The following is a 26,604-nucleotide window of genomic DNA, read 5'->3' as shown; positions in this document are numbered from 1 at the left end:
CAATCTTGCTTAAAGGATTAATGTGGTGGAGTTAAAGTGGAGTGGTTTTTGGAAGTTGTCATGAAAGTGCTGTTTTGCACATGGCTAACTAATCATTCGCTTTTCTCTAATCAATGAGATGGATTTAAAATGAAGTTTGGTCAAGTGGATGGTTCTGTGATTTTTATGAGCGGTGTAGCAGAACATTTTGGGTCTTGCGAGTCGATCATTGTGGGAATTAACGTTAGGCAGTTACGCATCGTTTCAGATGGTGCAGGAAATCTCCCGAGCGATGCTGAGGTGTGCTGGTAATGGAAAAGTTTTCAATTTCGCCCCTGAATATGGTCAGTAGTTTCTGGAAAAATCGCGGACTTATCAAGGCTTTGGTCAAGCGCGAAATTGTTGGGCGTTATCGCGGCTCCATGATGGGTATCCTGTGGTCATTCCTGATCCCAGTATTTATGTTGAGTGTGTATACACTCGTGTTCAGTGTTATTTTCAAGGCGCGCTGGGGCGGAGGAGGTGACTCTAAAGTCGAGTTCGCACTGGTGCTGTTTGCCGGTCTGCTGGTTTATAACTTTTTTGCTGAATGTATCAATAAATCACCGTTATTGATTACAAGTAATATAAATTATGTAAAGAAAGTGATTTTTCCTCTTGAGATTCTGCCTTGGGTCAGCATGGGGGCGGCTCTATTTCATGCGCTTATCAGTTTGAGTGTCTGGATTGCAGCGTATGCCTTGCTTTTTGGTACTCCTCATTTGACCGTATTTCTTATTCCTTTGGTTTTTTTACCTCTTATATTGTTTGTGATGGGGTTTTCCTGGCTGCTCGCAGCGTCCGGGGTTTTTCTGCGTGATATATCGCAACTGATCGGCATTATTACGACCACGCTGATGTTTCTGTCGCCGATCTTCTATCCGGCAACAGCCATTCCTGAAGAATTCCGCAGCCTGCTTTTCATGAACCCTCTGACCCCAGTAATTGAGTTGGCGCGAGGCGTATTATTTTTTGGGCAAGGTATTGATTGGGGACTCTACTCAATCTGCATGGCGGTCTCCGTCGTCGTGTGCTGGTTGGGTTTCGCCTGGTTCCAAAAAACAAGAAAGGGGTTTGCCGATGTCCTCTGATATCTCGATCAAAGTTGAGAACCTGAGCAAGTGCTATCACATCTACGACAAGCCCAGCGACCGCTTGCTGCAAATGCTTTCTCCAGTGAGAAAGCAGTACTACAAAGAATTTTGGGCGCTTCGCGATCTTTCGTTTGAGGTCAAGCGAGGAGAGTCGATTGGTATTCTCGGCCGAAACGGTTCGGGCAAATCAACGCTTTTGCAAATGATTTGCGGCACACTGAACCCGACCACCGGCAGCGTGCAGACATTTGGCAGGATTGCTGCGTTGCTTGAACTTGGCTCGGGGTTCAATCCAGATTTTACCGGTCGTGAGAATATTTTTCTGAATGGCACGATTCTCGGCCTGACCCAGAAAGAAATCGAAGACCGTTTTGACGCCATCGCTGCTTTCGCAGATATCGGTGATCACCTTAACCAGCCGGTTAAAACATATTCGAGCGGGATGCTGGTTCGTTTGGCGTTTGCCGTACAGGTCCAGGTGACTCCGGACATCCTAATCGTTGACGAGGCGCTCGCAGTTGGCGATGCGTTGTTTCAAAAGCGCTGCTTTCAGCAGATTGAAAAGCTGATTTCTGATGGCACCACGCTACTTTTTGTTTCCCACGATCAGGAAAGCGTTCGCACCCTGACTCACCGAGCTTTGCTTCTTCACAAAGGTGTGAGGAAGATGTGGGGTAAATCATCTGACGTCGTTCTGGAGTATCGTCGGATGCTTCATGAGGATGAACGCCAGAGCTTTCTTGAGTACGGTGCAAAGCTGACGGCCAATGCGGCAGCCACTACAGCGGCTGTTAAAGAGGCAAAGGTCAAAGGCGTTGAACTTCCGGAGAAACATAACAAGATCAAGTCTTTTGGTGATCTGGAAGCTGAAATTCTGGGTGTGAAAATCCTCGATTCCAAAGGTGTTGAGGTCTCGCATTTTTATATTGGCGAGCGCCTCACGATCAAGGTCTCGCTGCGGGCGAACGTTGATCTGAATAATGTCAACGTTGCATTTCGTATTCGAAACAAGGAAGGCGTCAAGATTACTTCATGGGGCACATTGAATCATGATATGCGGGCCTCACTGAAGAATGCTGACGCGTCTGAAATTATTTGGCTGAAGAACTTCAGCGCAGGTACAGAGTTCGCGGTGGAGTTCAATGCTGCCTGTACGCTTGGTGCAAACCTATACGAGGTCCAGGCGACGGTGACTCGTGAGCATGATATGTATTATGGGTCGCAACAGATATTGCATTGGATGGACGAAGCTGCCTTCTTTACTGTTGCAATCAAACAGCAAGAGCATGTTGTTGGCGGAATTTGCGATTTGGGTTTTGAACAAAAACTTATAGAGCATTCAGCATGAAAGTTGCCATCTTCAATGACACCAGCAGCTATCACCATATAGGTTGCCTTGCCGTGTCGGATGCTCACGACAGAATGCTCTCGGAAGTGGGGGCAATCGTCGAATATCGACACTTCGTCAATGAGTTTCATGATCTGTGGCAGGGTGACGAAAAATCGACCCGTGATTTTCTTGCAAATAGTGCCCTGGCAGCAGAAATTTCTGCAGTGGATGCTGTGGTGGTCAATGGTGAAGGCACGATCCATCACGGATCAGGCCTTCATTTGCTTGCCATCCTCGCCTATGCTCAAGAGCTGGGCAAGCGCACTGTTTTGGTGAATGCGGTCTTGCAGGATGTACCTGTTTATCTCGATGTCCTGGCAAAGCTTGATGACTTGACCGTCAGAGAGGTGAACTCATTCAGATACCTGTCTAGCCTGGGCATTGACTCGCGAATTGTATCCGATTCGATTGTTGGAGCACGGTTCAACCCAGGTGTTGACGAAAACTATCGTGACAAGGTCATTATCACCGACTGTCATTTGTCTCGAGAGGATGTAAGGCAGGTTCTGGAAAGAGCCAACGTCGAATTTTCTGCTGATTGTGTTTACTTTCCGCTTGAATATGAAAACAGTGTAAATGACTGGCGGGATACTTTAAGAAAGTTTCGCGCAGCGAAGCTTGTTATTACAGGTCGCCACCACGCCGTCTATCTGGCTTTACTCGCGAACACTCCATTTGTTGCCCTACCTTCCAATACCTGGAAGATTGAGGGGACGCTGGAGCAGTTGGGCGGGTTGTTCGCGATGTGGACGGGAGAAGATATCGTCGACATGGCTCATCGTGCCATAGCGAATCCCGAGGCATACAAATCCGTATTCGCTCACAAACTGCTTGCCAATCCATTGAGCACTTTTGCGAACCTGCGTGACAGTGGCGTTCCTAAGTCTCTGCTGGATATCGAAGCCTATAAGGAATTGGCAACGAAGTATTTTTCGCCTCTGTCAGACGTTCTGTTTCTGGGTTCGAATGCAAGTCTGCGCTTGTTTAAAAACCACTCGATTGCACGAAATTTCGTATTCAGTGAGATCCCTCTCTCAGTATTGACCGAGGGCGCAATTGATGCAGTTGCTCTAAAGGGCGTTGTTCCCGAATCAGGTCGTGACATCGATACGATCGTTTGCATCGATGCTGTTGTGGATTCGGCAGGACTTGCGCTTCTCACTGCTCTTGCAGCGGAGAAGCTACGGCCTGGAGGTCGTCTTCTGGTTCGGTGTTCGAACGATTCGTGTTCTGACGGGGATATTTCCCCCGAGAATAAATCAGCTCTTGAGGCCAAGGGGCTGCTTTTTGAATCAAGTCTGAGCATTGCTGCACTTCAGGCGCAGACAGCTGAGAGTAACTGGATTCTCTCGTTTTTCAGAAGTCCCCTCGTAAAATATTCTGCGCCGTATGAAGAGAGAAACCTGCCGGAATTTAATGGCAAGACTCACCTCGTTGATTTTGCTCGATATTACGAAAATCCATGGATTGTCCATTCCGTAGTGGAAATTCCGTGGAGGATAAAGAGTGCTGAACAACTGTTCAAATTGTCCGAACAGATACTCTCACGTTCCAGTGATGCCAGCGCAGACCAAGGTGCTGCATTGGCTATCCTCGGGTGGCGATACTTCGAGGCGGATTCGGCGGTAGACTTGTTGGGCTGGGGTGACGCGGTTGATTTGTATCTGAAAAATGATCGGTCGGATAATCCGCATGTTCGCAGATGGTGTGTTTCGTTAAATTATCTTCAGGCTCGATTTTGCCACCGTGCCAATTTGCAACAGCGAGCGCTGCAGTATTACAAAAGTGTTGTGAATAGCGAGATCTTCAGTATCACGCCGACACTTGGAACAAAGCAGGTCAGTGCGGCCTATCATGCCGGTATGATTCACTGGAATGCGAGTGAGCGTGAACAAGCGATCAGCATGTGGAAGCAGGGAGTCAAGCTCGCATTTGAGTGTTTGAGCTCTGATATGTTGGAGTTTGTTGGAAATATCGATCAACCCTTCATGTTCTCGTTGAATGACTCCGTGGAAATCATCGACGGTGCCGTTCAGTGTGCCTCGGCACTGAATATTGCATCGAAGTCCTCTGTGGCTTCCGAATGTTTTATTTTGTCGGCATTGGACGAAGTTGCGCGAAATGCATTGCGTAGTGCTTTCAATAGAGTTTCGCTGGAGTTGCAAGAATGCAGCGCTGAAAAGGTCTCTCTCCACGCTCGCCTTAACGAAACGTTGACGGCCAAGAAGTACGCTGAGGATCTGGCGTTCGGACGCCTGGATGAGATAAACAGCCTTTGTTCCGAAATTCAAAAGGTTCAGGATCAGTTAAAACTGACGGAAGACGCCAAGGGCTACGCAGAATCGTTGGCGATTTCCCGCTTGGCGCAGCTGGATGCATTAAACGCCAACGTTAGCTCAATGGACAGAATTCACTTCCTTTGCACGGTGAATGATGATCTGAGAGAACAGTTGAGTCTGACTGAGAGCGCAAAGGATGAATCTGACGCTCTGGCCATTTCCCGCTTGGGCGAGCTTGATGCGCTCAATGTAAAAAGCATAGAGCAGTCCGAAAAGTTTGGTGCAGAGCTTCGTTCACTGTCGGAGCAGTTGCAAGCGACAGAAGACGCCAAGGCTTTTGCGGAGAAATTGGCCATTGCTCGATTGGATGAACTCAATGCACTCAAAGAGAATACTGAAAAGCAGGATGAGATTGTTGGGCTCTATGCAGAGAATCAAGCTTTAAGGGAAAGGCTACAACTGACAGAAGACGCCAAGACTTTTGCGGAGGAATTGGCCATTTCTCGATTGGATGAACTCAATGCATTCAAAGAGAATACTGAAAAGCAGGATGAGATTGTTGGGCTCCATGCAGAGAATCAAGCTTTAAGGGAAAGGCTACAACTTACAGAAGATGCCAAGACTTTTGCGGAGGAATTGGCAATTTCTCGTTTGGCTGAGCTCGATGCTATTAAAAAAAGTGAAGGGAATTGATAGTGGAAAAGCTACATTGGTCCGTTGATTCGTTAGTACTGCGGAACCAGACTTATTTTGGATTTGGCTGGGCTTTTCACGAAGAGAAGGTGATCGTAGGCGTTAAACTGGCGGTCAAGACCAAAAATGGCTCTTTTCAAGCAATTCCAGCTAGCTACGGGAATCCGAGGGAAGATGTCTCCTCTCATTTTTCCGGCAAGCAAAATGCCTTGCATTCCGGTTTTGTAATGTATGGTAGTTGTAAAACCGATGCCGAAAGTGGTGATAACTTATTTCTTTTGATTGAGTTTGCCGATGGTACTTCGGTAGAACTTCCTGTCTCGGTTTCCTCGCTAATTTCTTTAGAGAAAACGTCAGCCAATGCGTTGCCATTGGCGAAACAGTTTTGGGCGTTTTTCAAACGTGGCTTGTCGTTGATCAGGCAGTTGAAGTTTAAATTGTTGGTCGAGAAAATCCAGCGATATACTCGTAACCGTCCTTCGGGTTCGTTAAATGATGTGTCGAACGCACGCGATCAGTTGGGTGTTACGGGCTCGCAATCCTCGGTCCTGATTATTGATCATGATCTGGGTGGCGGTGCCAACCATTATCGCGAACGCCTGGTCGCAGAAAAAATTCAGGAAGGGAAAGTTGTTTATATTTTCAGCTTCCATATTGCCACATTGTCTTATGTCCTCATGGTCAGGAAAGGCGCGACGAGTGAGACATTGTCGATTCCCGGCTACGAGTTTCTGATCGAGCTGTGCAAGTCGCTGAAGATTGACGAGATCGTCTACAATACGGGCGTTTCATTTGCACGCTCGGAAGAGATCCCACAACTTATTATTGAACTGAAAAAAGAGCTCAATTCAAAGTTGTTGTTGCTGGTCCACGATTTTTTCATGGTGTGTCCTTCACACTTCCTGATTGATGACACCAACAAGTATTGTGGTATCCCCGACCTTAGCAAGTGCCAGTCGTGCTTGTTGAATAACCACAACGGTTTTACTTCGCTGTTCAGTGCTCGAGATATGCATCAGTGGCGAGCGCTGTGGGGAACTGTCCTCAGTGTTGCGGATGAGGTGCGTACCTTCTCCACCAACACGCTGGAACTGCTGTGCAAGGCTTATCCATCTATTGATTTGTCGCGCGCCGTGGTCAAGCCGCATGTGGTTGAATACATCGATTTTGGCGCAGTGAAACCTTCCCAGACCTCCGAACTCAGAATCGGGGTGGTGGGGCAGATCGGGCTCCATAAAGGGGCTCAGATTGTCCAGCGTTTGTCTGAAGAGATCATGAGTCAGCAGCTTGACATCAAGATTGTCATCATCGGTTCGATCGAGACGCAGTGTGATGCGTCGGTGGTTACACAAACCGGCCACTACAAGCATGACGATCTGGCAAAATTGATCGAATCTTCGGGCGTGAATGTCATGCTGTTCCCGTCCATTTGGCCAGAAACGTTCTCTTACGTCGTCCAAGAGTTGATGGAAATGAAATTGCCCGTAGCCAGTTTTGATCTAGGGGCACCCGCAGAACGTCTTGCCAGCTATCAAAAAGCGCTCATACTCAAGAACTTCGACGTGCCGTCAGTTCTGAGTGAGCTGGTAATGTTTCATAAAAGAATTTATTCGGTTTAGGAGTATTGGAAATGACTCAAGTGCACGTTTTCACCAGCGCGGCATTCAACTACATTCCAAAAGTGAGGATGTTGTTCAATTCGCTGCGTGAGCACCATCCAGAATGGCGCCTGCATTTGGCTCTGGCTGATGAGTTGCGTGACAATATTGACCTGAGCAGCGAGCCTTTCGACGAGGTTATTCCCCTCAGCGAATTGAATATTCCACACTGGAAAGCCTGGGCGTTCTGCCACACCATCGTTGAGCTCGCCACGGCCATCAAGCCATTCACGTTGTCACGACTGCTCGCGTTGCCGGATACCGCCAAAGTTATCTATCTGGATCCGGACACCGTTGCCTTCTCGCGCCTGGATGACATCGTTGCTGCACTCGATGAGTCCAATGTCGTGTTGACGCCACACCAGATTACACCTGAGTCCAGCCTTGCCGCGGTGATGGACAACGAAATCTGCAGCCTGAAGCACGGTGTCTACAACCTGGGCTTCGCCGCCGTTGCAGCAACAGATACCGGTAAAGCCTTCGCCAACTGGTGGGGTGAGCGGATTTATCACTTCTGCCGTGCCGATATCCCGAATGGCCTGTTCACCGACCAGAAGTGGATCGACTTGGTACCTGCGCTGTTTGAAGGTGTCGCGATCATGCGCACACCTCGCCATAACGTCGCACCATGGAACCTGACCACCCGTGAAATCACTATTGATGACAACGGGACTTACCTGGTGAACGGCGAGCCTTTGGGCTTTTATCACTTCACCGGTTTTGACAGCGGTGCTCACCGCGTCATGGCAGCGAAAAATGGCGGTACCAACTCGGCAGTCAGCAAGCTGGTTAACTGGTACGACGATGAAACCAAGAAGCTGGCGGAAGATCCGCTTGCCAAAGAAGTGTGGGCCTACGGTCAATACTCTGATGGCACTCCGATCAGCAAGGGCGCCCGCGCTGTTTATCGTGAGCGTATCGACTTGCAGCGTGCGTTCCCGGAACCGTTCGATGCCACCGGTTACAAGGCTTGGTGGGAAACTCAGGGTAAGGTCGAATACCCGCAGTTCCACGACAAGAAGCAAGAAGCGGCAGCGTTGCTCGAGTTCTCGCGAGTGCTGACCCCAGGTTTTCGTGGTGGTATGGAAACCGTGGACTGGTCGCGCCTGGGTGGCCTGCTGAAGCAATCCATCATGAATCCGAGAACCGGTGGCGAGATGGCCAAGAAGGGCTGGGAAGTCCTGCGCAACCAGGGTCTTCGGGGTTTGAAGAATAAGCTCTTGGGTTAATGTTGCACATCGGCTAGCCCGTCATGCGGGCTGGCCGATTTTTTTATTGTCCTGTGTCCTGAGAATGGAATGAAGTCAGACGCACAGGGTAGTTCGACTCACACTGGCTTGATATTGCGATTATGACTACGGAAATTTTACAGCAGCGTCGATCTTTGCACTTTCCCTTGATCGATTTGTTAAGGGGATTTGCAGCTATATCTGTAGTGATTTATCACATCATCGAACACTTCTCATGGAAGGCGTTTCCAGCTGAGGGTATTTTGAGCTGGTTTCGAATTGGCTGGATGGGAGTTGACCTTTTTTTTGTAATTTCGGGTCTGGTGATCGGCCTCGCAGCGTTTTCAGGCATTGATAAGTTCGGTCCGCAAGGGTTTCGCGCGGACTTCATCCGGCGTCGTATCGCCCGGATCGTGCCACTTCATTACCTGACCATGCTTGTTTTCATCGCTTTCATTATGCCTGAGCTCATGTTTCAGGGATTTTGGGCAAATCTGCTTACGCATTTGTTTTTCCTGCATAACCTCTTTCCCGCCTTTCACGGTGCAATAAACGGCAGCAACTGGTCGCTGGGGACCGAGATGCAGTTTTACGCACTGATGGTGGTGGTTTCCCCGTGGCTGTACGTCGCTCGCATCTGGAAAGTGCTGTTTGCGTTTTTGATGGTGGCCTGGGCGTGGCGGTTGGGGACGGTCTGGTTTGTCGAGCCTGATGCAATGGGACCCTTCAAGATCTTTCTGGTCTCGACACAGTTGCCGGGGATGCTGGATGAATTCGCCATCGGTATTGTGATGGCAAAGTTGTTTCGCAGTGACTTGGGGCACAGGATTTTTGACTACTGTCAGAAGCTGCCTGTTGCGCTGGGCGTATGTGCCGTCGCCGCCGCAGTGTTTTATTTGATGCTTTCCATCTATTGGAAACACGCCAGTTTCTGGGACATCCCGGTGATGGTCGTGTTGTTCCGAACCTTCATTGCAGTATCATTTGGCATGATCATTTTTGCTGCCTGCGTGATTACCCCAAGCGTCCAGGTCAAGCGCCTGTTGTGGCCGCTCACTTATCTGGGAGAGATCTCCTTCGGCATCTACCTCTGGCATCTTCCTGTGCTGCTTTCGCTCAAGCGTCTGAATTGGCTGAGCTTTGAACAAATTGTAGTGTTGGCTCTGGTGTTGACCATTACGCTGGCGTCCGTGTCCTGGCATTTCTTTGAGCGTCCACTGATGCAGAAATATGCCCGTTCGACTAAGAAAGTGTCGGTTCAGGAGTCTGTGCCGCAAGTGGAAAAAGCCGCTGTATAGGGGGCTAAAGATAAATGTGTTTCCAGTAACTGTTTTCTTTGCACATATCAGCGAAGTCACAATTACTGCGAAACACGGTGTCCTTGGTCGACGAGAATTACAGGGTGACGGATTGTGATGGATTATTATTTTTTGTGGATGCTGTTGATCCTGGTCATGTCGTTTGCACTGACACTTTACTTGCGTCATTACGCGCTGCACCGAAAACTTCTGGATGTCCCCAATTCGCGTAGTTCCCACTCAGTACCGACTCCACGTGGTGGTGGTGTGGCGTTTGTATTGACGTATCTTGTATTTCTGACACTTGCGTGGTTTTTCTCAAAGGTCGATAGTTCGACGCTTATGAGTAGCGCGGGAGCAGGGGCGCTCGTCGCAATAATTGGCTTTATCGATGACCATCGCCATATAGCTGCGCGTTGGCGCCTGATCGGACACTTCACAGCAGCCGTTTTGGTCATTGCTCCACTCGGTCCATTTCCAACGATCACGATGGCGGGTTTTGCGCTCGATATGGGCGTGATCGGGCTGGTGCTGTCTGCCGTCTATCTGGTCTGGATGCTGAATCTCTACAACTTCATGGATGGCATCGATGGAATCGCCGCAGTCGAAGCGGTGACAACCTGTCTGGGGATGGTTGTGCTGTACAGCATCACGCAGCATTTCGAGCTGATCCTGGCACCGCTGTTACTTGCCACCTGTGTTGCCGGCTTTCTGATTTTGAATTTCCCACCTGCGAAGATATTCATGGGTGATGCTGGCAGTGGCTTCCTCGGCGTTGTGTTGGCCGGACTCTCGCTTCAGGCCGCATTCAAGCAACCCGAGTTAATCTGGCCGTGGTTGATCCTGATGGGGGTGTTTATCGTTGACGCGACATTTACTCTTTTGAGGCGTTTGCTGCGGGGCGACAAAGTGTATGAGGCTCATCGTTCGCATGCTTATCAGTTTGCCTCTCGTCAGGTGGGTAAACATCTGCCGGTTACGCTGTGCGTAGGATTGATTAATCTTTTCTGGTTGCTGCCCATTGCATTCTGCGTTGTGCGGCTTGATTTTCCGGGGCTGGCCGGCGTGGTGTTGGCTTATGTTCCACTGGTACTGCTGGCTATTAAATATCACGCCGGTGCACTGGAAGGCGCCACTCAAGGACCATGACAATGGCGCATCCGGCTGACGGGTGCTGTATTCTTCAGGGATATTGCCTGAGTCGTGGACTTAGTATCGAAAGTTGATGAGAACGAAAGCATTATGGATAGATTTCGGGCTTTGTTACTTGGGTTACCTCGCCGCAAGAAAAGGCTGATTCAGGTAGCCACCGATGTCGTACTCGTTTGGTTGGCGCTTTGGCTGGCCTTCATTGTGCGCCTTGGTGTCGACGATATGTACAACCCTCTCAGGGCGCATTTTTGGCTGTTCGTATCAGCGCCGCTGATCGCGATTCCGCTCTTTGTGCGTTTTGGCATGTATCGGGCAGTCATGCGCTACTTTGGCAACGATGCCTTGATCGCTATCGTCAAGGCCGTGAGCCTTTCGTCGTTGATCCTGGCCCTCGTGGTGTTCTGGTACAGCAATCACGAAGCCGTTGTCCCGCGTTCCATCATCTTCAATTATTGGTGGTTGAGCCTGGTCATCATCGGCGGTCTGCGCTTATTCATGCGTCAGTACTTTATGGGCGACTGGTTTACCGCAGCGCAGCATGTCCCCTTTGCCAATCGTGATGACGGCCTTACCAAGGTTGCGATTTACGGTGCCGGTGTCGCCGGCAATCAATTGGTGGCTGCACTACGCATGGGCCGCGTCATGCGTCCGGTCGCTTTTCTTGATGATGATGCTGGTATTGCCGAGCGTTCCATTTCGGGTCTTCAGGTCTACAAGCCCAAGCATATCCAGCAGATGATCGATATGACGGGTGCGCAGGAGATTCTTCTCGCGCTGCCATCGTCGACCCGTGCTCGGCGCAGGGAAATCCTCAATATGCTGGAAGGTTTCCCGCTCCATGTTCGCAGCGTACCCAATTTCACCGATCTGGCCAGTGGCCGAGTCAAGGTCGAGGATATCCAGGAGGTCGACATTGCCGACTTGCTGGGACGCGATGCCGTGCCAGCACAGCCTGACCTGCTTGAACGCTGTATCAAGGACAAGACTGTCATGGTCACTGGGGCTGGGGGGTCGATCGGTGCCGAGTTGTGCAGGCAGATATTTTCGCTAGGCCCGACCACGCTTTTACTGTTCGAACACAGTGAGTTCAATCTTTACAGCATTCTTTCCGAACTGGAGCCGCGCTGCATCCGTGAATCAATTTCTGTGCGCTTGCTGCCCATCCTTGGCTCCATCCGCCATCAGGACAAATTGCTTGATGTGATGAAGACCTGGAAGGTTGATACGGTTTATCACGCGGCTGCGTATAAACATGTGCCAATGGTTGAGCACAACATTGCCGAAGGCGTGCTGAACAATGTCATTGGTACGTTGAACACTGCCCAGGCCGCGTTGCAGTCCGGTGTGTCGAACTTCGTACTGATCTCGACCGACAAGGCCGTTCGCCCAACCAATGTAATGGGCAGCACCAAACGACTTGCCGAGCTGACACTGCAGGCATTGAGCCGTGAGGTTGCTCCGGTCCTGTTCGGCGACAAAGCCAACGTTTCCCGGGTCAACAAGACACGTTTCACCATGGTCCGCTTCGGCAATGTATTGGGATCGTCCGGGTCAGTGATTCCACTGTTTCACAGCCAGATCAAGTCCGGCGGCCCGCTGACCGTCACGCACCCGAAAATCACCCGCTATTTCATGACCATTCCCGAAGCGGCCCAACTGGTCATCCAGGCAGGTTCGATGGGGCAGGGCGGCGATGTCTTTGTGCTTGATATGGGCGAGCCGGTAAAAATCGTCGAGCTGGCAGAGAAAATGATCCATTTGTCGGGATTGAGCATTCGTTCCGATCGCAATCCTCAGGGCGATATCTCAATCGAATTCACCGGATTGCGACCTGGTGAAAAGCTCTACGAGGAGTTGTTGATCGGCGATAACGTGGCGGCCACGCCCCATCCGATGATCATGACAGCCAATGAAGACCATCTGCCTTGGGATGCACTCAAGGTCAAGTTGAACGATCTGCTCGCTGCGGTAGATAGGGACGACTATTCCCGAGTTCGCCAACTCCTGCGCGAAACCGTCAGCGGTTATACCCCCGACGGCGAAATCGTCGACTGGATTTACCAGCAGCGCCGCCTCGAACCCTGATTGTTTCACATCCTGTAATAGACGCATTTTTGACACCTGTCCTCCATGGCCTAGGTTTGTAAGAGCAGCTTGGGAAAAGCTGCTTTCTCAAACCATGTCATGGAGCGTCATTTATGCGTAACGGTTTTTTCTACTCTCTGGTTTTTGCTCTGCTTACCGGTGCTTCAGTTGCCGTAATTGCAGCGCCTACTGTTACTTCTTCCACCGAAAAGGCGCCGATGGTGACTGATGCCCAGGCGCAGTCCCCGAGTGAAAAGGTCGATCTCAACGGTGCAGATGCGGCAACTCTGCAAAAGCAATTGTCCGGGATAGGCGAGGCGAAGGCCAAAGCGATTGTTGCGTACCGTGATGCTAATGGGCCATTCGCGTCGGTGGATGAGCTGCTGGAAGTCAAAGGCATCGGCAAGGCGATTCTCGATCGCAATCGCGAGAAGCTGGAAGTGAACTAAGCTGATTATTCAACGCCAAGGGGCCGGTCATTGACCGGCCTTTCTGTTTTCGGATGCCGGAAATTCGGTGGAGGGAGGCTCACGCGTCTGTCGGTGAGTTGAAAATTATGGGTATCATATTGTCTTGGTATTATGCCTATAATAATTTCCGTCACCTCCAGACCTGGTGGGTTGGAGGTTAATGTTCCCCCTGTTTCAGGAGCACCCTCATGAATTCGGTTCAGTCTCAAGGTACCGCTGTTGTCACCGGTGCATCGTCCGGTATCGGTGCCGTTTACGCACAGCGGCTGGCGGCGCGGGGCTTTGATCTGCTGCTGGTGGCCCGTGATCAGCAACGTCTGCAAAGTGCCGCGAGCCAATTGCGCGAGGCCCATGGTGTTCAGGTCGAAGTGCTCAAAGCTGATCTGACGCGAAAGGATGATCTGCTGAAACTCCAGCAGCGCCTGCGCAGTGATTCGAGCATCAGCCTGTTGGTGAACAACGCCGGTGTGGCAGCCAATGGTCTGTTGGCCGATGCTGACGCCGAGCAACTGGAGCGCCTGATCCAGTTGAACGTCACCGCCGTGACCCTGTTGGCTGCGGCGGCTGCCGCCAGTTTCACTCAGGCTGGTCGTGGCACGATCATCAACATTGCCTCGGTGGTGGCGCTGTTTCCCGAGCGTTTCAACGCGACCTACAGCGCCAGCAAAGCCTACGTGTTAAGCCTGACCCAGTCGCTCAACACCGAACTCGAAGGCACCGGCGTAAAGGTACAAGCGGTATTACCGGGCGTTACCCGCACCGAAATCTGGGAGCGCTCGGGCATTGATGCCAGTGGCATTCCGGCGGAGATGGTGATGGAGGCGGGTGAGATGGTCGATGCGGCGCTGGCCGGTCTGGATCAGGGCGAGTTGATCACCATCCCGTCGCTGCCTGACGAAGGTGAATGGCAGTCCTTTGTTCGTGCCCGGCATGTCATGGCGCCGAACCTGTCGCGCAGTTCGGCAGCCCAACGCTACAAGAACTGATCAGAGGTAACTGTGGTATGAGTCAACGTCGAATTGTTGTTACCGGCATGGGGCTGGTTTCTCCTTTGGGCAGTGATGTCGAGATTGTCTGGCAGCGCTTGCTGGCCGGGCGTTCCGGCCTGCGTAACTTACCGGACGCGGTGATCGCTGATCTGCCGACCCGCGTCGGCGGCGTAGTACCGGCAATGGCGGAGGATGCCGAGGCCGGTTTCGATCCGGATCGTGCCACGCCACCCAAAGAGCAGAAGAAGATGGATCGCTTCATCCTGTTTGCCATGGAGGCGGCGCGGCAGGCGTTGGCGCAGGCCGGTTGGCACCCGACCGAGGACAAGGATCAGGTGCGCACCGCGACCATCATCGGTTCCGGTGTGGGCGGATTCGGTGCGATAGCTGACGCGGTGCGCACCACCGACAGTCGCGGTCCGCGTCGTCTGTCGCCGTTCACCATTCCATCGTTTCTGGTCAATCTTGCCGCTGGACACGTGTCGATCGAGCACGGATTGAAAGGCGCACTGGGGGCACCGGTAACTGCTTGTGCCGCCGGGGTTCAGGCGATTGGCGATGCGGCCCGCCTGATTCGCGCAGGCGAGGCGGATATAGCGGTGTGCGGCGGGGCGGAGGCGTGCATCGATCGGGTCAGCCTGGCCGGTTTTGCAGCGGCGCGAGCACTGTCCAGCGGTTACAACGACACCCCCGAACGCGCCTCACGGCCGTTCGACAGTGGGCGCGATGGCTTTGTGATGGGCGAGGGCGCGGGCCTGTTGGTGATCGAATCGCTGGAGCATGCGCTGGCACGTGGAGCGCAGCCCTTGGCCGAGCTGGTCGGTTATGGCACTACCGCCGATGCCTATCACCTCACCGCCGGGCCGGAGGACGGTAGCGGGGCACGTCGTGCCATGGCGCTGGCATTGGCGCAGGGCGGTGTCACGCCCGATCAGGTGCAGCATCTCAATGCACATGCGACCTCCACGCCGGTCGGCGATCTTGGCGAGTTGGCAGCCATCAAGGGGTTGTTCGGCACAGAGAATAAAATCGCCGTGACCTCGACCAAGTCAGCCACTGGGCATTTGCTCGGGGCAGCGGGCGGGCTGGAAGCGATCTTCACCCTGTTGGCTATACGCGATCAGATCGTGCCGCCGACGCTCAATTTCGATAACCCCGATCCTGCGAGCGCGGGCGTAGACATCGTCCATGGTCAGGCGCGTTCGATGCCGATCGAATATGCCCTGTCCAACGGTTTCGGCTTTGGCGGGGTGAACGCCAGTGTGCTGTTCAAGCGTTGGCAGGCTTAGTCCTGTGATTGCTTGAGGTGATCGCGAGTGACGTCGAGGATGCGTTGGGCAAACTCGGCGTCAGCGACGCTGCGTGACAGCAACAGCGCGCCGACCAGCGTCGACATGATGACGATGGCCTCGTCGGCGCTGTTGTCTTTGAGGGTGCTCTCGATCTGGTTCAGTCGGGCAATGAGTACGGCATCACTGGTCGGACTCGGATGGCCGCGCAGGCCCAGTTCTGAAGAGATCGTCGGCAGCGGACAGCCTTCGTGCGGGGAGGTCTGGTGCCATTCGGACAGGTAGGTGTCGATAAACGCGTGCAGCGGGTTTTCCTGGGCAAAGATCTCTGCGCACAAACCGTCGACCTGATCGCTCGCCTCCTGCAGGGCTTTTTCGACCAGTTCGTCCTTGGATTTGAAGTGTGAGTAAAAGCCGCCATGGGTCAGCCCCAGTGCTTTCATCAGCGGCTGCAGACCGGTGGCGCCGATGCCGTCCTTGCGAAATCGCGCCGAAGCTTCCTTGATGATTCGTTGATGGGTCTGAGCTTTATGATCTTGCGAGTAACGCATGTGGAACTCTCCGCAACAAGACCGCCATCTTAACCAAGGAAAATGACATGGTGACTGTACTTCTACTTCTTAATAGCGCGCCGCTCAGTCCAATATGATCCTTGAGGGCACTACCGGACATACGCAGCCAGTAAAAGTCTGTACAAAAACAAACCCCGCCTGTTCCGGCGGGGTTTTTTATTCAACGATCCTGTGCGTCCTTGATGTCCGCTTCGGCGTTGCGCTGCGCAACGCGCTTACGTTCTTCATCGGTCAGTTCGACCTTGTTGGCGGTGTCGCGCAGCATCATCAATCCGCCAACGATCGAGCCGATTGCAACGACCAGAATCAACCAGGCATACCAGGGCATAACGGCTCTCCTTAATGGCAGCTCGACGGGCGAGGGTTTCACCACAGACGCTGCATACCACTTTGAGCGAAGTGAGTTCGCAGTGGTTCCATTCTAGGCCGGTTATGCCCGGTGCACCCGAAATCCCTCAACGGCCCGTCAGCATTGCATCCGCCGGGGCGTCAGCACGCAATTGACCGGTCAGCAGGAAGTAGCCGAAGCCGACCGCCATGAAGCCAAGAAAGACCAGCCCGATCAGCGCGTTGAACCAGGCCATGGCGACCAGGCACACCACTGCCAGCACCAGCGCAATCATCGGCACCAACGGATAGCACGGCGCACGGAAAGTACGCTCCAGATTCGGTTCGCACTTACGCAGTTTGAACAGGCTGAGCATGCTCATGATGTACATCACGATAGCGCCGAACACGGCCATGGTGATCATCGCGGCGGTGAGGGTCATGCCGCCGAGGTTGATCAGTCCGTCGCTGTAGATCGCGGCAATGCCGATGATGCCGCCGGCGATGATCGCCCGGTGTGGGGTCTGGAAGCGCGACAGTTTCGCCAGCGAGGCCGGCAAATATCCGGCGCGGGCAAGGGCGAAGAACTGTCGCGAGTAGCCGAGGATGATCCCGTGAAAACTCGCCACCAGACCGAACAGGCCGATCCACACCAGCATGTGCAGCCACCCGGAGTTGTCGCCGACCACGGTTTTCATTGCTTGGGGCAACGGGTCGTTGATGTTTGCCAGCGTGCGCCAGTCACCCACACCACCCGCGAAAAACATCACGCCCATCGCCAGCAGCACCAGCGTCAGGATGCCGCTGATGTAAGCCTTGGGGATCGTGCGCTTGGGATCCTTGGCCTCTTCGGCTGCCATGGCCGCGCCTTCGATGGCGAGGAAAAACCAGATCGCAAACGGAATCGCGGCGAACATCCCGGCAATCGCCGGTGCACCGAACACATCGGAACCGGCCCAGCCATTGAGCGCAAAACTGCTGAAGCTGAACGCCGGCGCGACCACGCCCATGAACACCAGCAATTCGATCACCGCCAGCACGCAAACGATCAGCTCGAACGTCGCCGCCAGTTTCACCCCGAGGATGTTCAGGGTCATGAACACAACGTAGGCACCGACCGCTGCGTGTTTCGGGTCGAGCGCCGGAAATTGCACATTCAGATAAGCACCAATTGCCAGCGCAATAGCCGGTGGTGCGAAGACGAATTCGATCAGCGTCGCCAGCCCGGCGATCAGTCCGCCTTTTTCACCGAACGCGCGCCGGCTGTAGGCGAACGGGCCGCCCGCGTGAGGAATCGCCGTAGTCAGTTCGGTGAAGCTGAAGATGAAGCAGGTGTACATGGTGGCGACCATGAACGAGGTCACCAGAAAGCCCAGCGTGCCGGCCACGCCCCAGCCGTAACTCCAGCCGAAATACTCGCCGGAAATCACCAGCCCGACGGCGATGCCCCACAGGTGCAGGGTGCCCAGCGTGGGTTTGAGTTGTGTGTTCATGCGCATGCTCCCTGAACGGTTTGGAAAGCTCGGGGGAGGGCGTGTGCAGTGGGCGTGCCATTGCTGTGAAACAAGTCGTAATGAGTTGAAAGCTGTCGTATCGGGGATGTTCGCGGCGCAATAACGGCTTTTTGTGCGCCAGTTGAGTGCGATGTTGACGGTTATGCCGTCTTCGCGAGCAGGCTCGCTCCCCCAGGGGAATGCATTTCAAATTGTGCGAGCGAGCCTGCTCGCGAAGAGGCCCGGCCTGACGGCGCAAAAACCTGCTGTAACACCCGCATAAACCCACTCTTTACGCTTTCTTTATGCCCCGCCACACCCCTCGGTCTCGTTCCTTTACAGCCTCCTTTCCGACAATGCCTCCACACGCGGCAATACGCCGTAACACGGAGATCTTCCATGAGCGTTCTGGACGGGGTGTCCCTGCTGTTGGCAGCCGGGCTGTTCATTTATCTGTTGGTTGCGCTGTTGCGCGCGGACCGGAACTAGGAGCGGCTATGCACAGTTATGACTATTGGCTGATCCTCGCGTTTTTCGCGGTGGTCTTGCTGCCGGCGCCGTTCCTCGGGCGCTTCTACTACAAAGTGATGGAAGGTCAGCGCACCTGGCTGACGCCGATTCTCGGCCCGGTCGAGCGCGGCTGCTATCGCATTGCCGGGGTTGATCCACAGGCTGAACAGAGCTGGCAGAAATACACGCTGGCGCTGCTGGCGTTCAACCTCGCCGGTTTCCTGCTGCTGTTCGCGATCCTGTTGTTTCAGGATCACCTGCCGCTGAACCCGCAAAACCTGCCGGGCCAGGAGTGGACTCAGGCATTCAACACCGCGGTCAGTTTCATGACCAACACCAACTGGCAGTCCTACAGCGGTGAAGCGACCCTCAGCTACCTGAGCCAGATGGTCGGTCTCACCGTGCAGAACTTCGTCAGCGCCGCCACCGGCCTCGCCGTGCTGGTTGCGCTGTGCCGTGGCATCGGGCGCAAGTCGACCAAGACCCTGGGCAACTTCTGGGTCGACATGACCCGCGCCACCCTCTACGGCTTGCTGCCACTGTGCCTGCTGCTGGCGTTGTACCTGGTGTGGCAAGGCGTGCCACAAACCTTCGCGCAATACGTCAATGCCGTGACGATGCAGGGTGTTGATCAAGTGATCCCGCTCGGCCCGGCGGCCAGCCAGATTGCGATCAAGCAACTGGGCACCAACGGCGGTGGCTTCTTCGGCGTCAACTCGGCGCATCCGTTCGAGAACCCGACCGCGTGGAGCAACCTGTTCGAAGTCACTTCGATCATTCTGATCCCGGTGGCGCTGGTGTTCACCTTCGGCCATTACGTCAAGGACCAGCGTCAGAGCCGCGCGATCATCGCCTGCATGCTGGCACTGTTCCTGATCGGCGGCGCGACTTCGCTGTGGGCCGAATATCAGCCTAACCCTGCGCTGAACAACGTCGCCGTCGAGCAGACTGCACCGCTGGAAGGCAAGGAAGCGCGCTTCGGCACCACCGCCACCGTGCTGTGGTCGGTGACCACCACCGCCGCGTCGAACGGTTCGGTCAACGGCATGCACGACAGCCTCAACCCGCTCAGTGGCATGGTCGCGCTGGTCAACATGATGGTCGGCGAAGTGATCTTCGGCGGCGTCGGTGCCGGGCTCTACGGCATGTTGCTCAACGTGCTCATCGCGGTGTTCCTCGCCGGCCTGATGATCGGCCGCACCCCCGAATACCTCGGCAAGAAACTGCAGGCGCGGGAAGTGCAATTGCTGGTGGTGACCTTGCTGGTGATGCCGGTTGGCGTGCTGGTCCTCGGCGCCATCGCGGCGGCCCTGCCTGGCCCGGCGGCAACCATCAGCAACCCCGGCCCGCACGGTTTCAGCCAGTTGCTGTACGCCTACACCTCGGCCAGCGCCAACAACGGTTCGGCCTTCGGTGGCCTGAGTGCCAACACGCCGTTCCACAACCTGATGCTCGGTCTGGGCATGTTGATCGGGCGCTTCGGTTACATCCTGCCGGTGCTGGCACTGGCCGGTAGCCTGGCGATGAAGAAAACCGCACCGATCGGCCAGAACAGCTTCCCGACCCATGGCCCGCTGTTCGTGACCTTGTTGACCGTGACCATTTTGCTGGTGGGCGGCCTGACCTTCCTGCCGACCCTGGCGTTGGGCCCAATCGCTGAACATCTGAGCATGGGCTTCTGAGGACTCAATGATGAATATGCCCGCAATCAAACCCGCTGCCATCAAGGCACCGGAACAAGCGAAAACCGCGATCTCGGCCCTGTGGCGCCCGGCGCTGGTGCAAGCGTTCGTCAAGCTCGACCCACGCCAGCTGGTGCGCTCGCCCGTGATGCTGGTGGTCGAACTGACCGCGATCTTCACCACCGTGCTGTGCTTCATCCCGGACAACGTCGTGCCGACTTTCGTCGCTGCGCAGATTGCCCTGTGGCTGTGGTTCACCGTGCTGTTCGCCAACTTCGCCGAAGCCTTGGCCGAAGGTCGCGGCAAGGCCCGCGCCGACAGTCTCAAGGCGGGCAGCGAAGGCCTCAGCGCGCGGCGTAAAATGGCCAATGGCAGCTTCCAGGTGGTGCCTGCTGCCAACCTGCGCAAAGGTGATGTGGTGCGCGTCGAAGCGGGGGAGATGATCCCCGGTGACGGCGAGGTCATCGAAGGCATCGCGGCCGTCAACGAAGCGGCGATCACTGGCGAATCGGCGCCGGTGATTCGCGAGTCCGGCGGCGATCGTTCGGCAGTCACCGGCAACACTCGACTGGTGTCCGACTGGCTGTTGGTGCAGATCACCGCCAACCCGGGTGAATCGACCCTCGACCGCATGATCGCACTGGTCGAAGGCGCCAAACGCCAGAAGACCCCGAACGAAGTTGCGCTGGACATCCTGCTGATCGGTCTGACCCTGATTTTCCTGCTGGTGGTGGTGACCCTGCAGCCGTTCGCCCATTTCGCCAACGGCAACCTGCCGCTGGTGTTCCTGGTGGCGCTGCTGGTCACGCTGATTCCAACCACCATCGGTGGCTTGCTGTCGGCGATTGGTATCGCCGGGATGGACCGTCTGGTGCGCCTGAACGTGATCGCCAAGTCCGGTCGCGCGGTGGAAGCGGCCGGTGACGTGCACGTGCTGCTGCTGGACAAGACCGGCACCATCACCTTCGGCAACCGTCGTTGCAGCGCGGTGTACGCCGCGCCTGGCGTCAATGGTCGCGAACTGGCCGAAGGCGCGTTGTTCGCTTCGCTGGCGGATGAAACCGCTGAAGGCAAATCCATCGTTGAATACCTGCGCGGTCTGCACCCGCAGCCTGAGCCGACGCTGGACAGCCTGACCGCTGTGCCATTCAGTGCTGAAACCCGTTTGTCCGGTGTCGACTATCAGGGCCGCGTTTACCGCAAGGGTGCAGTGGATTCGTTGCTGGCCTTCCTCGGCCAACAGCGTGCCGATCTGGCGCCTGCGCTGTCGCGGGAAATCGACAAGATCGCCCAGAGTGGCGGCACCCCGTTGCTGGTCTGCGCCGACGGCAAACTGCTCGGTGCGATCCACCTCAAGGACGTGGTCAAGCCGGGCATTCGCGAGCGGTTTGCCGAGCTGCGCAAACTGGGGATTCGCACCGTGATGGTCACCGGTGACAACCCGTTGACCGCAGCGGCCATCGCGGCAGAAGCAGGCGTCGATGACGTGCTCGCTGAAGCTACCCCTGAGAAAAAACTGGCACGCATTCGTCACGAACAGAACGACGGTCGTCTGGTCGCCATGTGCGGCGACGGTGCCAACGACGCACCAGCGCTGGCCCAGGCGGACGTCGGCATGGCGATGAACGACGGCACGCAAGCAGCACGCGAAGCGGCGAACATGGTCGACCTCGACAGCGACCCGACCAAGCTGCTGGACGTGGTGCAGATCGGCAAGGAATTGCTGGTGACCCGTGGCGCGCTGACGACCTTTTCCATCGCCAACGACGTCGCCAAATACTTCGCGATTCTGCCGGCACTGTTCGCCGCGATTTATCCGCAACTGGGCGTGCTGAACATCATGCACCTGACCAGTCCGCAGAGCGCGATTCTCTCGGCCATTGTTTTCAACGCCTTGATCATCGTGGTGCTGATTCCGCTGGCATTGCGTGGCGTGCGCGTGCAGGCGGCAAGTGCGGCGGCATTGCTGCGCCGCAACCTGCTGATCTACGGACTGGGCGGGATTCTGGTGCCGTTCGTGGGGATCAAGGCGATCGACATGCTGCTGACGGCGCTGCATCTGGTTTGAGACTGAAAGAGCCCCTCACCCTAAACCTTCTTCATGGGGTGGAGGGGACCGACCGAGGTGTTTGCGGGAGCTGGATCGACCTGAAATACCGAGCCGAACTCAGGTCTTGAACAACACCAGGATCGGCTCCCTTTAACCTCTTCCCCTCGGGGGAGAGGGCTGGGGTGAGGGGGAAGAAGTCTCCCTGACACTCCACCCAAGTTGCCCAACGAATTCGAGGATTTTGCAATGTCCACAATGATACGTCCGGCCCTGAGCCTGCTGGTGCTGATGACCCTGATCACCGGCGTGGCCTACCCGCTGGTGGTAACCGGTGTTGCGCAGGTCGCTTTCCCTGAACAGGCCAACGGCAGTCTGGTCCACGACGCCGACGGCAAGGTGCGTGGCTCGGCGCTGATCGCCCAGGATTTCGTCGGTGATGCGTGGTTCCATCCGCGTCCTTCGGCGGGTGCTTTTGCTACGGTTTCCAGCAGTGCCAGCAACCTGGCGCCGAGCAATCCGGCACTGGCCACCCGGGTGATCGACGACGCCAACAAGTTGCAGGTGCCCGGTCAGGGGCCAGTGCCATTGGCGTTGCTGACCACCTCCGGCAGCGGTCTCGATCCGCACTTGCCACCGGCGGCAATTGCCTATCAACTGGCGCGTGTCGCGGCAGCCCGCAACCTGCCGGTGTCGACCTTGCAGCAACTGCTCGATGCGCACATCGAACAGCCGCTGGTGGGGCCGCCGGTGGTGAATGTGCTGGAGCTGAACATGGCGCTCGAGAAGCTCTAAATCTGCGGCACGGCCATTCGCGAGCAGGCTCGCTCCCACAGGAGAATGCATTCCAGAATGTGCGAGCGAGCTTGCTCGCGAAGAGGCCCGCACAGGTAACACATAAACATCTGACTGAAGAGATCAAGCATGAGTGACTCCGGCCGCGCCGACGCGTTGTTAGCAGACCTGCCCCGCGACGGCCGTGGCCGGCTGAAAGTCTTCCTCGGCGCCGCCCCCGGTGTCGGCAAGACTTACGCCATGCTCCAGGCCGCGCACACACAATTGCGCCAAGGTGTGAAAATCATCGCCGGCGTCGTCGAAACCCACGGCCGGGCCGAAACCGAAGCGTTGCTCGGCGGCTTGCCGCAGCAGCCGCTGGTGCGCTCGGAATACCGCGGCGTGATGCTCGAAGAAATGGACCTCGACGGCCTGCTCGCGGCCAAACCGAAGCTTGTGCTGGTGGATGAACTGGCGCACACCAACGCCCCCGGCAGCCGCCATGCCAAACGCTGGCAGGACATTCAGGAGCTGCTCGCCGCCGGCATCGACGTGTACACCACGGTCAACGTCCAGCACCTGGAAAGCCTCAACGATCAGGTGCGTGGCATCACCGGCGTGCAGGTGCGCGAAACCCTGCCGGACTGGGTGCTGCAGGAAGCCTACGAACTGCTGCTGATCGACCTGCCGCCGCGCGAACTGCTTGAGCGTCTGCGCGAAGGCAAAGTCTACGTGCCGGAACAGGCGCGGGCGGCAATCGATGCGTTTTTCACTCAGACCAACCTCACCGCGCTGCGCGAACTGGCGATGCAAACGGCGGCGGCACAGGTCGATAACGATCTCGCGCAAGGCTATCGTCAACTCGGCCAGGCGGCCCCGGCGGTGCGCGGGCGTCTGCTGGTCGGCGTCGATGGTGATGCCCATGCCGAACGCCTGGTGCGTCACGCCAGTCGCGTGGCCCAGCGGCGGCATTTGCCGTGGAGCCTGGTGCACGTCGACAACGGCACGGTGCGCGATGAGCAATCGCGGCTGCGTCTGCAAAGCGCTCAGCAATTGGCCGAACGCCTCGGTGGCGAAGTGGTGCTGCTGCGTGCCGGTGAAGTGGCGAAGACCCTGATTCAACACGCCAGCGAACGCCGTGCGAGCCTGGTGCTGGTCGGCCAGTCGCGACCGAGCCTGCGTCGTCGCCTGTTCGGTGGTGGGCTTGCAGCACGCTTGTTGCGCCAGGCTCACGGACTGGAAATCAACGTTCTCGACAACGACCATGAACACCCTCAACCGCGCCTGCGGGTCACGCCGACGCTGGTCTGGTTCGACTATGCGCTGGCGCTGGCGGCCACGGTGTTGGCCAGTGCCCTGGCGTGGGCGGTGTCGAGTGTGTTGCCGCTGCCGAACATCTCGCTGGTGTTCCTCGCGGCGGTGTTGCTGGTGGCGGTGCGCAGCAGTCTGGGGCCGGCGCTGGCCTGCGCGGCGTTGTCGTTTCTGACTTACGATTTTCTGTTCATTCCACCGAATTTTTCCTTCGCCATTCAGCGCGAAGAAGATGTCCTGACCTTGCTGTTCTTCCTGCTGATGGCGGCGCTCACCGGCAATCTCGCGGCGCGCCAGCGGCGGCAGTTGCAGGCCCTGCGTGACACTCAGGAAGAGACCACCGAACTGCTCGATCTGTCGCGCAAACTGACTGCGGCGACCGACCGTCAGGCGGTGGTCAGCGCCGCCGCGCAACACCTCAATGGCTGGAGCGATCTGCAATTGTGCCTGCTCAATCGTGACGGCCAGGGTGGCTGGAAAGTCGAGACCGGCGGGCCGCTGGAATTTACCGAATCCGAACGTGCCGCCGCCGACTGGGCCTGGCAGCACGATCAACCGGCGGGCATGGGCACCGGCACGCTGCCATTCGGCCGCTGGTGGTGGTGGCCGCTGTCGGTGGAGGACGGGCCGCTTGCGCTGCTCGGGGTCTGCGCCAAAGAGGGCCAGACCTTGAGCGGCCAGCGCCGACGCCTGCTTACCGCGTTGAGTCAGCCACTCGCTCAGGCACTGGCCAGGGCGCAACTGGCGGACGATCTGGAAGCCGCGCGCCTGCACGGTGAAACCGAGCAATTGCGCAGTGCGCTGCTGGCCTCGGTGTCCCACGATCTGCGCACACCGCTGACCGCCATGCGCGGCAGCATCGATAGTTTGCTGGCGCTCGGCGAAGCCATTCCGCTGGAAGATCGCCGCGAGTTGCTCGAAGGCACTCGTGATGAGGCCGAACGCCTCGACCGCTACATCCAGAACCTGCTGGACATGACCCGTCTCGGCCACGGGGCGTTGAAGCTGGCGCGGGACTGGGTGGCGCCGGCCGACATTGTCGGCAGCTCGCTCAATCGCCTGCGTGCGGTGCTGGCGCCGTTGCAGGTCAGCACCGACGTGCCGGCCGAGTTGCCGCTGCTGTTCGTGCATGCGGCGCTGATCGAACAGGCGCTGGTCAATGTGCTGGAAAACGCTGCGCGTTTTTCGCCTGCCCATGGGCGTTTGCAATTGAGCGCCGGGGCGAGCGGTGAAGAGATTTTTTTCACGGTCAGCGATGAGGGACCGGGGATTCCAGAAGATGAGCGGGCGAAGATTTTCGACATGTTCTACACCGCTGCCCGGGGTGATCGCGGCGGCCAGGGCACCGGTCTGGGGTTGGCGATCTGTCAGGGTATGGTGGGTGCGCATGGCGGGCGGATCAGCGTCGCCGACGGCATCGACGGACGCGGCACCAGCATCACCCTGCATTTGCCGTTGCAGGCGCAACCGGGGATGGACAATGAAGCCTGAGCCCGGCTGCGCTACTCTCTTGCCAATCTTTTGCGTTGATGTGAATTCATGAGCCAGACCGCGACCATTTTGGTCATTGATGACGAACCGCAGATCCGTAAATTCCTGCGCATCAGCCTCGCCTCACAAGGCTACAAAGTGCTGGAAGCCGGCACCGGCGCCGAGGGCCTGGCCCAGGCCGCGTTGAACAAACCGGACTTGCTGGTGCTCGACCTCGGCCTTCCGGACATGGACGGCCAGCAGGTGCTGCGCGAATTTCGCGAATGGGCCACCGCGCCGGTGCTGGTGCTTTCGGTGCGGGCCAGCGAAGGGCAGAAAGTCCAGGCGCTGGATGGCGGCGCCAACGACTACGTGACCAAGCCGTTCGGCATTCAGGAGTTTCTCGCCCGGGTCCGCGCCTTGTTGCGCCAGGCACCGGCCGGCGAAGCGCAACAAGCGGCGTTGACGTTTGGCCCGTTGACGGTTGATCTGGCCTATCGGCGGGTGTTGCTCGATGGCGCCGAAGTGGCGCTGACCCGCAAGGAGTACGCGGTGCTGGCGCAACTGGCGCGGCACCCGGGGCGGGTGATCACCCAGCAGCAATTGCTCAAGGACATCTGGGGGCCGACGCATACCGAAGACAGTCACTACCTGCGGATTGTCGTCGGGCATTTGCGGCAGAAACTGGCGGATGATCCGACACGGCCGCGATTTATCGTGACTGAGGCGGGGGTTGGGTATCGGTTGTTGAGTGAGGGCAGCCTGTAGTTTTTA

At 56.3% G+C, this 26,604-nt stretch carries 20 protein-coding genes; 17 read left to right on the top strand and 3 right to left on the bottom strand.

Annotated elements, in window-relative coordinates; all coding sequences use genetic code 11:
- Nucleotides 1–290: 290 nt before the first annotated feature.
- The 11 genes from AC1UK9_RS19855 to fabF all read left to right on the top strand — a co-directional run bounded on the left by AC1UK9_RS19855 (nucleotide 291) and on the right by fabF (nucleotide 15,644).
- Entirely contained in the window at nucleotides 291–1,109 is an 819-nt protein-coding gene (locus AC1UK9_RS19855) for an ABC transporter permease (protein ID WP_482578340.1), read from the top strand.
- Nucleotides 1,099–2,460 carry an ABC transporter ATP-binding protein gene (locus AC1UK9_RS19850; RefSeq protein WP_367085304.1) on the top strand — a complete coding sequence of 454 codons (1,362 nt, stop codon included), beginning with the start codon at nucleotides 1,099–1,101 and terminating at the stop codon, nucleotides 2,458–2,460. The genes AC1UK9_RS19855 and AC1UK9_RS19850 overlap by 11 nt, the downstream gene beginning before the upstream one ends.
- Complete coding sequence (locus tag AC1UK9_RS19845; RefSeq protein ID WP_482578339.1) at nucleotides 2,457–5,474, top strand: polysaccharide pyruvyl transferase family protein; 3,018 nt, start codon at nucleotides 2,457–2,459, stop codon at nucleotides 5,472–5,474. Before AC1UK9_RS19850 ends, AC1UK9_RS19845 begins: the two co-directional genes overlap by 4 nt.
- Nucleotides 5,475–5,476: 2 nt before the next feature.
- Nucleotides 5,477–7,093 carry a glycosyltransferase gene (locus AC1UK9_RS19840; protein WP_473013203.1) on the top strand — a complete coding sequence of 539 codons (1,617 nt, stop codon included), beginning with the start codon at nucleotides 5,477–5,479 and terminating at the stop codon, nucleotides 7,091–7,093.
- Nucleotides 7,094–7,161: 68 nt separating this feature from the next.
- The gene (locus AC1UK9_RS19835) at nucleotides 7,162–8,361 is read left to right on the top strand and encodes a glycosyltransferase family protein (protein ID WP_482580504.1); all 1,200 of its coding nucleotides are present in this window, start codon (nucleotides 7,162–7,164) and stop codon (nucleotides 8,359–8,361) included.
- A 122-nt stretch (nucleotides 8,362–8,483) separates the two neighbouring features.
- Nucleotides 8,484–9,659, top strand: a complete 1,176-nt coding sequence (locus AC1UK9_RS19830; RefSeq protein ID WP_482578338.1) for an acyltransferase family protein — start codon at nucleotides 8,484–8,486, stop codon at nucleotides 9,657–9,659.
- A gap of 117 nt (nucleotides 9,660–9,776) precedes the next feature.
- A complete protein-coding gene (locus AC1UK9_RS19825; RefSeq protein WP_473013201.1) occupies nucleotides 9,777–10,808 on the top strand; it encodes an MraY family glycosyltransferase in 1,032 nt (343 codons plus the stop codon).
- A gap of 93 nt (nucleotides 10,809–10,901) precedes the next feature.
- Nucleotides 10,902–12,896 carry a polysaccharide biosynthesis protein gene (locus tag AC1UK9_RS19820; protein ID WP_482578337.1) on the top strand — a complete coding sequence of 665 codons (1,995 nt, stop codon included), beginning with the start codon at nucleotides 10,902–10,904 and terminating at the stop codon, nucleotides 12,894–12,896.
- Between the two features lie 113 nt (nucleotides 12,897–13,009).
- Complete coding sequence (locus AC1UK9_RS19815; RefSeq protein WP_482578336.1) at nucleotides 13,010–13,345, top strand: ComEA family DNA-binding protein; 336 nt, start codon at nucleotides 13,010–13,012, stop codon at nucleotides 13,343–13,345.
- A 209-nt stretch (nucleotides 13,346–13,554) separates the two neighbouring features.
- Nucleotides 13,555–14,352, top strand: coding sequence for an SDR family NAD(P)-dependent oxidoreductase (locus tag AC1UK9_RS19810; RefSeq protein ID WP_473013198.1), 798 nt, complete (start codon nucleotides 13,555–13,557; stop codon nucleotides 14,350–14,352).
- A 17-nt stretch (nucleotides 14,353–14,369) separates the two neighbouring features.
- Nucleotides 14,370–15,644 (top strand): beta-ketoacyl-ACP synthase II, encoded by a 1,275-nt coding sequence (gene fabF, locus AC1UK9_RS19805; protein ID WP_482578335.1) that lies wholly within the window; start codon nucleotides 14,370–14,372, stop codon nucleotides 15,642–15,644.
- On the opposite strand, the gene AC1UK9_RS19800 is transcribed toward fabF, so the two are convergent.
- The 3 genes from AC1UK9_RS19800 to eat form a co-directional block, all read right to left on the bottom strand.
- Complete coding sequence (locus AC1UK9_RS19800) at nucleotides 15,641–16,195, bottom strand: TetR/AcrR family transcriptional regulator (protein WP_025113109.1); 555 nt, start codon at nucleotides 16,193–16,195, stop codon at nucleotides 15,641–15,643. The two genes, fabF and AC1UK9_RS19800, sit on opposite strands and share 4 nt — an antisense overlap.
- A gap of 181 nt (nucleotides 16,196–16,376) precedes the next feature.
- Complete coding sequence (locus AC1UK9_RS19795) at nucleotides 16,377–16,544, bottom strand: DUF2897 family protein (protein ID WP_003226857.1); 168 nt, start codon at nucleotides 16,542–16,544, stop codon at nucleotides 16,377–16,379.
- Between the two features lie 127 nt (nucleotides 16,545–16,671).
- Nucleotides 16,672–18,036, bottom strand: coding sequence for an ethanolamine permease (gene eat, locus AC1UK9_RS19790; RefSeq protein ID WP_473013195.1), 1,365 nt, complete (start codon nucleotides 18,034–18,036; stop codon nucleotides 16,672–16,674).
- 399 nt (nucleotides 18,037–18,435) lie between these two features.
- Between eat and kdpF the strand changes: the two genes are divergently transcribed.
- From kdpF to AC1UK9_RS19760, 6 genes are all read left to right on the top strand, one after another.
- Nucleotides 18,436–18,525 (top strand): K(+)-transporting ATPase subunit F, encoded by a 90-nt coding sequence (kdpF, locus tag AC1UK9_RS19785; RefSeq protein WP_007963673.1) that lies wholly within the window; start codon nucleotides 18,436–18,438, stop codon nucleotides 18,523–18,525.
- An 8-nt stretch (nucleotides 18,526–18,533) separates the two neighbouring features.
- Nucleotides 18,534–20,228, top strand: a complete 1,695-nt coding sequence (gene kdpA, locus AC1UK9_RS19780) for a potassium-transporting ATPase subunit KdpA (protein WP_473013194.1) — start codon at nucleotides 18,534–18,536, stop codon at nucleotides 20,226–20,228.
- 10 nt (nucleotides 20,229–20,238) lie between these two features.
- Nucleotides 20,239–22,296 carry a potassium-transporting ATPase subunit KdpB gene (gene kdpB, locus AC1UK9_RS19775; protein WP_473013193.1) on the top strand — a complete coding sequence of 686 codons (2,058 nt, stop codon included), beginning with the start codon at nucleotides 20,239–20,241 and terminating at the stop codon, nucleotides 22,294–22,296.
- Nucleotides 22,297–22,524: 228 nt separating this feature from the next.
- Nucleotides 22,525–23,070, top strand: a complete 546-nt coding sequence (gene kdpC, locus AC1UK9_RS19770; protein ID WP_025113113.1) for a potassium-transporting ATPase subunit KdpC — start codon at nucleotides 22,525–22,527, stop codon at nucleotides 23,068–23,070.
- 129 nt (nucleotides 23,071–23,199) lie between these two features.
- On the top strand, nucleotides 23,200–25,851 hold the full coding sequence (locus AC1UK9_RS19765) for a DUF4118 domain-containing protein (protein ID WP_473013192.1): 2,652 nt from the start codon (nucleotides 23,200–23,202) through the stop codon (nucleotides 25,849–25,851).
- A gap of 48 nt (nucleotides 25,852–25,899) precedes the next feature.
- Nucleotides 25,900–26,598, top strand: coding sequence for a response regulator (locus tag AC1UK9_RS19760; RefSeq protein WP_473013191.1), 699 nt, complete (start codon nucleotides 25,900–25,902; stop codon nucleotides 26,596–26,598).
- The last annotated feature ends 6 nt before the right edge of the window (nucleotides 26,599–26,604 follow it).

This window comes from Pseudomonas sp. AK-TSAG1-1 (assembly GCF_056821665.1).
Note: the sequence above shows the minus strand (reverse complement) of the source record. Positions and strands in the feature narration are given on the sequence as shown.